Here is a 6,297-nt window from a genome sequence, read left to right as displayed (position 1 = left end):
TCTACCGGACGGCCTAACGAAGTGATGGTGATTCTCACCAAGCGCTGTCGGCTCAATTAAGGGCGATCGCTGGCGCTAACGGCTTAAACACCGGGCGTTTTCTAGGGCGATCGCGCGATCGCCTTAGGCCGCGTCAAATCCCCACTTACCCACATCAAAGCCATAGACCTGTTGCAAACGAACCATACTCGCCTGGAGTTCGCGGTAAATAAAAGCTTTCTCCGTCTCAGTTAACACCCGTCTTTCAACTGGGGGCGTTCTTTGCAGTAAGCGTTTGCCTGCTTGCTTAATGGGTTCAGGTAATTGCTTTAACCAAGGCCGCAGCTTCAGCCGCCTCAGCGACCACTCAATTTTAGACTCAACCGGAGTTGAATTTTTGACCTCATAAGCGGGCGGAAAATAGCTAGATGATAGTTGCAGAAAAGCATAGGTGGTTTGTAACACCTGCTGCGGCTGTTTTTTGAGATCATCAAAATCCAAAACCAAAATATCTTCCAGCGGAAAATATTGGGTGTACTGCTCTAACTGAAGAAAATAATTGCTGGTATGAATGACGAAAGGGCTATCAATATTAGCCAGCCAAGATTCGTCCCGCCGCATGTAATTAAAGTGAGAAGCAATGCGCTCAAACGGATTGCGAATAATGTAGATAAACTTGGGTTTAATTCCATAGTTAAAGATGTTTTGGGCGACATTGGGTTCAGTGGGATATTTGGTATAACCCGTAGACGCTTCTAACGCATATTTGTGGACGGTGTGATCAAAATTCCAGAGGTCGCTATAGTTTTCGATTGCTACCCCATGCTTTTGATTTTCTGAAAAAAACTCTGGTTCTTTGGTTGAGGCCGGACAAATCTCAGGATGCTTTTTGAGATAGCTATACAGCGAAGAGGTGCCACATTTCATCGCACCGATAATCATGACGTAGGCATTTTCAGGAATTGGGTGGGTCATTGGCTGACTCTTCTATCTAAAGAAATAAATTTTAGGCGCTGCCAAAAGTCGCTGAACTGTTGATTTCGCGGTTAAAAAGGCCAAAGGCTTGATTTACTGGCTTTTAAGCCAGGTCAAACCCAACGTAACCGGATAGGGTTGCCTAAAGAAATAGTTCCACAGAGTTAAGCCCAGCTTTGCAGATATGACTTTGTAGAGAGCAGTAAATCAGGCCAAGTTGACAGAATTTAGGATGGCCCTTCAGCGGCTTCTCCGCTTAATCATTCAACTATGTCAGCTATTTTTGCTCAGCCTTTGCAGACTGCTTTACAACCCACCGAACTGCTGCCGCTTACCCCAACCCTACCGCTACCCACCTGCCGCGTTTGCGTGGGGGTGCCCATTCGCAACGAAGCCGAACACTTACCCGCTTTAGTAAAAGCCTTAGCCCACCAGGTTGATGAGCGCGGCCAACCCCTCGACCCTGCTAGCTACGAAGTTTTAATTTTGGCTAACAACTGTAGTGATAATTCAGCCGCGATCGCTTGGGCACTTGGCCAAAAATACCCTGCTCTCAATTTGCAGGTGATTGAGGTAACGCTGCCCCAGCCTCAAGCCCATGTCGGCCAAGCCCGTCGCTTGGTGCTGAATGAAGCCTATCGCCGCCTATCGCTGCTGGCGGATCACCCCCTGAGGCAAGCAAGCCGCGATCGCCGTCTGATTGCCTCTACCGATGGCGATACAGAAGTCGCTGCCAACTGGCTATCGTCTTTGCTCAACGAATTTGACCAGGGCGTAGATGCCATCTGTGGCCGCATTTTGACCCGCCGCACGCCCGATCTGGGCACCCCGGCTAAAACCTCTCTCTACTTTTTGCGCTACATGGCTCATCGCTATTTCACCGCTCAGCTAGAAGCTTTGCTCGACCCCCTGCCCCACGACCGCTGGCCGCGCCACTACCAGCACTTTGGGGCTAACCTGGCGGTTTCTGCTGCGCTTTACGGGCAGGTGGGGGGCGTTCCCTTGGTGCCAGAGCAAGAAGACGTAGCGCTTTACCATAAGCTACAGCAAGTAGATGCCAAAATTCGCCACAGCCCGCATGTGCGCGTCATCACCAGTGCCCGACGACTGGGTCGCACGGGTGGCGGTTTGGCCGCCAGACTCAACCAGTTGACCCAAGCCAGCCGAGAGCAGAAGGCTATTTGGGTGGAGTCGCCCCGGCTGACAGAAGCCCGCATTTTACTCCGCCGCCAGTTACGACAATGCTGGGCGGCTTTGAGGCAAAACCCCTCTGAAGAAGGGGCAAAATTGCGCCTCAACCCCATAGCCACCAGCCTAGGTCTGCCAGAGGCGCAGCTACGCCAGCAAATTAAAACCGCGCTGACCTTTGGTTTGCTATTAGAGGCGATCGAAACGGATCAAAAAAAGCGCTTAGACGTAAGTATGTGGCAGTCAGCCACTACAGAAATTAGCCATGCCAATATGCATCTGCGGCAGCGCTTACAGTCGCTACGGCAACCGTGGATAGCTCCCGTAGAGGCGATCCCTTCTGTCAGTAGGTCTGCTTATCCTTTGCTAGAGACGCTCAAACAAATCCAGCCGATACCGCTCTTCTCGCTGACTTACTAAAGACCGAAAGTGGGTACCCACCTGCTGCCAAAAGGCATGGTGAACTTCGTCTCCTGTGAGGGGATATTCACGGGTTTGCGGTGTCCAATGGACTAAAAGCAGGTGGCCGCCCGGTTCTAGATGCTGGGCAATTTGGGTTTGCGCTTTTTGTAAATCTGACCAGCCCCAGTAGTAGCCCACCTCAGAAACCAGCGTCAAATCAAACATGCGATCGGGATATTGCTGAGGTACCTGCATTTGAGCAAACGTTACCTGCGGCAAATGGCGGCAGCGGTGTTTGGCGCGGGCTTGCGCCTGGGCGCACACATCTACTGACAAAAGAGACTGGCAGCGGGCTGCTAATTTTTCCGTTAAAACGCCAATTGAGCCGCCAATTTCAAAAGCTGAGCGGTACTGTGGGCGGGGCAGCGCAGCTAGCGTGGCGGCATATTTTTGGGCTTCGTAAGGGCTGGTTTCAAACTGCCAGGGGTCTGGATTTTGGGCATAGAGTTGCTCAAAATAGCGAGGCGGCAGCGATTCTGCAGACGATTGAGCGTGAGTCATGAGCTTTCTTCTAAATAAGTTTCCCAGGGTTGAATCAGGTTCGCCAGCATGGCAGGCGTCAGGCGAAATCCGGTTGGATCGTCGGCAATTAAGTCAGTGGTTTGAGACTGATGAGCCAGGGCTGCCTGCTGCTTTAAGGCCATGACTGAGCGAATATCCAGCCGCCACCCGGTAGTGCCCCCCGGCAGGGCTGGTAGACCCGCCGCTGGGCTACCCCAAACGGCATAGGCCAGTTGTCGGGGCGGTTGCGGCCAACCCTGAAGTGCGGATTGCACAATCTGCCAAGTTGCCCGGTGGTCGCGGTGGTGGTCGTGTTGCCACGGCACAAAAAGCAGCGCTGGTTGATGACAGCGCAGATAGCGACGGCAGTTAGCCACTGCGGTGCCAAAGTGGGGGCTACCGGGTTGGGGAACGGCTTTGTCTGGCCAGCCTAAAAAGGTAATGGCCGCTGCGGGAACGCCGAGTATTTGCAACGCTGCGATCGTTTCTTGCTGGCGCAGTTTTTTTAAGCGGGGAGCCGGATAGTGCTGCGAGTGGGGATGGGAGCCGCTGCCGTCGCTCACTACCAGAACGCGTACAGGAACCGATCGCTGCCGCAATAAAGCGATCGCCCCACCACATCCTAAGGTTTCGTCGTCGGGATGGGGCGCGATCGCGATCGCCTGCTGACAGGAAGCCAAAGCGGTTTCGGCGGGGTGCAGCGCTAGGTCGGTAATGGCGGTTGACGGTAAGGCGCGATCGCCTGTTTCTAGCGCCACAGCGCTCTACCCGGCTGGGTTTGCGAAAGCACATACTGACCGACCCCGGTGAGAGCCGCGTCAAAAGCGGGTTGCCGTAGATAAAGGGTGAGGTCGCGAATAATGCGTTCACTGGGCTGGGGCGGCAGCAACCCGCGTGTGCCGATACACCGCTCTGCTAGCTGCATCATGTCGATGCAAATTTGCTCAATTGCAGTGCGTACCATGTTGGCATAGCCAACCAGCGAAGCCACCTTGGGGTGAGGCTCATCGGGCCACCCGCCAAAAACCGGGCTGTAGCGTTCAATTTGGGCGGCACCGCCTTGCAGCCACAAGTTGCCCTGTTCTAAAGCGATCGCCATTTTGCCCAGCCGCGCCTGTTGGTGGGGATGATCGAGGCGGTTCAAAGCTTGTAAGTAGCGGCGGGTGGCATCAAAGAGCGCTTCAGCGCCGCCCAGTTGCACGGCAGCAAAGCGCAAAACGCCTGCTGTTAGCCAGGGCTGGCGAAAGTAGTCGCCAGGTTGCCCCACTAAATCAGCAGGGGTTAGCTCAACGCCGCTAAAGTCTACCTTGTAGCTGGCAGACGCTCTCATGCCAGACGGCTGCCACCAGTCGGCATCCACAGCAACGCTGACTTGCTCTAGCGGCACCACGCACATTTGCCAGCGACCATCTGGCAGGGCACCGTTAACAAACGGGCGATCGACATAGCCACAGCCAGAACAAAACGTTTTGCTACCCGTTAACCGATAGCCGCCATTTGCCAGCGGCCACAGCTTCACCCCGTCTTCTGCCTCCGCGTTCCAAACGCCAAATACCTTTTGCGCCTGAGCAGCTTGGGCAAATTTCTGCATCTGCGCTGGTGTGGCGAAGGTTTGAATTAGCTGCAAAGCGTTAATGTGCCCTTCATAGACCCGTCCTAAGGCTAAATTGCCCCGCCCCATTTGCTGCAATATCTGCAACGTCAGCCCGGTTTGCCCCGCCTCAAAGCCCAGCCCCACGCCGCCCCATGCTGGCTGTAGCGGCGCTGTTAATAGACCTGCTTGAGCCAACCGCTCAAACTCCTCTGCCGGAAAGCCCCCCAAACGGTCAATTGCTGCTGCATGGCTAGCCGCAAAATCGGCAATATCAACTGCCGCCGCTAGTAAAACTTTTGATTGAGCCAATGGCAAACTGGAGAGCGGTGCAGAAGCAGAATCTTCAGCCGATGCGGTTTCTACAAGAGGCGGTGTCACGGTCATGGTATGAAGAGAAAACTGCTCTTCATTGTCCTGCTGGCTTTTGCTTTCGGCCTCTATCCTATGTGAGATTCGCGCTTTGGTGGCTGCCCCTCTGTAGAGGTAGCCCGCTTAAGCGGGGGTGGGTTCGCCCTCGGGTGACATCACCAATACAGCCGAACCTTGAATTTCACCTTGTCGCAGCGCAGCGAGAGCGGCGTTGGCCTGCTCCAGCGCAAAAGGCGTGACTTCGGTTTTGATCGGTACTTGCGGTGCCAGCGCCAGAAATTCTTCCCCATCCCGGCGCGTCAAGTTGGCAACCGATCGCACCTGGCGTTCTTCCCACAAAATTTTGTAAGGAAAAGCTGGAATCTCGCTCATGTGAATCCCCGCACACACCACAATGCCCCCCTTGGCCAACACCCGCAGCGCCGCAGGCACCAAAGCGCCGACAGGGGCAAAAATGATGGCCGCATCTAGCAACTGCGGTGGTGCCTGGTCAGAGCCGCCCGCCCAAGCCGCCCCCAACTGACGGGCAAATGTTTGACCAGCGGTGTCTCCCGGACGGGTAAAGGCGTAAACTTCGCGGCCTTGAAACTGAGCAAGCTGAATTAAAATATGCGCCGCCGAGCCAAAGCCATAAAACCCAATACGCTGAGCCTGAGCGGTCATGCGGTAGGCGCGGTAGCCGATCAGCCCTGCACACAAAAGCGGCGCTGCTTGCAGGTCTGGAAAATCGGCTGGGATGGCAAAGCAAAACCGTTCATTGGCGATCGCGTAGTCGGCATAACCACCATTGAGCGTATAGCCTGTAAACAGAGCGTTATCACAAAGGTTTTCTTGATTGTGCAGACAATAGCGGCAATGCTGACAGGTCTGCCCCAGCCAGGGAACGCCGACTCGCTGACCCACGGCAAATTGACTAGCGCCATCGCCTCGCTCAACCACCGTACCCACAATCTGGTGCCCCAAAATCAGCGGTAGCTTTGGCTGGCTGAGTTCGCCGTCAACAATGTGCAAATCTGTCCGACAAATGCCGCAAGCTTGCACTTTTAGTAAAACCTGGTGGGCTTGTGGCGTTGGTTTGGGAACATCCGCCTGTCGTAGGGGTTGACCGGGAGCCTCTAGCAGCATTGCACGCATGGGCAAACCTCGTAGAACGTTAAGTCTGTTTCTAACTTAACGTTCTCAAAGGTAATGCTTTCAAAGGTAGCGGGCGGTTGGGTGAACCCGTACCC

The 6,297-nt window shown here is 54.6% G+C and carries 6 protein-coding genes; 1 reads left to right on the top strand and 5 read right to left on the bottom strand.

Annotated features, from left to right (window positions below; all coding sequences use genetic code 11):
* Positions 1 to 123: 123 nt before the first annotated feature.
* Positions 124 to 954 carry a sulfotransferase domain-containing protein gene (locus ACTS3T_RS01685; RefSeq protein ID WP_377968274.1) on the bottom strand — a complete coding sequence of 277 codons (831 nt, stop codon included), beginning with the start codon at positions 952 to 954 and terminating at the stop codon, positions 124 to 126.
* Between the two features lie 270 nt (positions 955 to 1,224).
* On the opposite strand from ACTS3T_RS01685, the gene ACTS3T_RS01680 reads away from it, so the two are divergent.
* On the top strand, positions 1,225 to 2,562 hold the full coding sequence (locus tag ACTS3T_RS01680; RefSeq protein ID WP_377968273.1) for a glycosyltransferase: 1,338 nt from the start codon (positions 1,225 to 1,227) through the stop codon (positions 2,560 to 2,562).
* Here ACTS3T_RS01680 and ACTS3T_RS01675 read toward each other — a convergent pair.
* The 4 genes from ACTS3T_RS01675 to ACTS3T_RS01660 all read right to left on the bottom strand — a co-directional run bounded on the left by ACTS3T_RS01675 (position 2,509) and on the right by ACTS3T_RS01660 (position 6,202).
* Positions 2,509 to 3,105: a class I SAM-dependent DNA methyltransferase gene (locus ACTS3T_RS01675; protein WP_377968272.1), complete on the bottom strand. Its 597-nt coding sequence runs from the start codon at positions 3,103 to 3,105 to the stop codon at positions 2,509 to 2,511. The two genes, ACTS3T_RS01680 and ACTS3T_RS01675, sit on opposite strands and share 54 nt — an antisense overlap.
* Positions 3,102 to 3,863 carry a PIG-L deacetylase family protein gene (locus ACTS3T_RS01670; RefSeq protein ID WP_377968271.1) on the bottom strand — a complete coding sequence of 254 codons (762 nt, stop codon included), beginning with the start codon at positions 3,861 to 3,863 and terminating at the stop codon, positions 3,102 to 3,104. The genes ACTS3T_RS01675 and ACTS3T_RS01670 overlap by 4 nt, the downstream gene beginning before the upstream one ends.
* Positions 3,854 to 5,083 (bottom strand): acyl-CoA dehydrogenase family protein, encoded by a 1,230-nt coding sequence (locus ACTS3T_RS01665; RefSeq protein ID WP_377968270.1) that lies wholly within the window; start codon positions 5,081 to 5,083, stop codon positions 3,854 to 3,856. Before ACTS3T_RS01665 ends, ACTS3T_RS01670 begins: the two co-directional genes overlap by 10 nt.
* A gap of 108 nt (positions 5,084 to 5,191) precedes the next feature.
* Positions 5,192 to 6,202: a zinc-dependent alcohol dehydrogenase family protein gene (locus tag ACTS3T_RS01660; RefSeq protein ID WP_377968269.1), complete on the bottom strand. Its 1,011-nt coding sequence runs from the start codon at positions 6,200 to 6,202 to the stop codon at positions 5,192 to 5,194.
* Positions 6,203 to 6,297 lie beyond the last annotated feature (95 nt).

The organism is Almyronema sp. (assembly GCF_052168255.1).
In the GTDB taxonomy this organism is placed as follows: domain Bacteria; phylum Cyanobacteriota; class Cyanobacteriia; order Phormidesmidales; family Phormidesmidaceae; genus Sphaerothrix; species Sphaerothrix epifaneia.
This window is presented reverse-complemented; position numbering and strand designations above follow the sequence as displayed.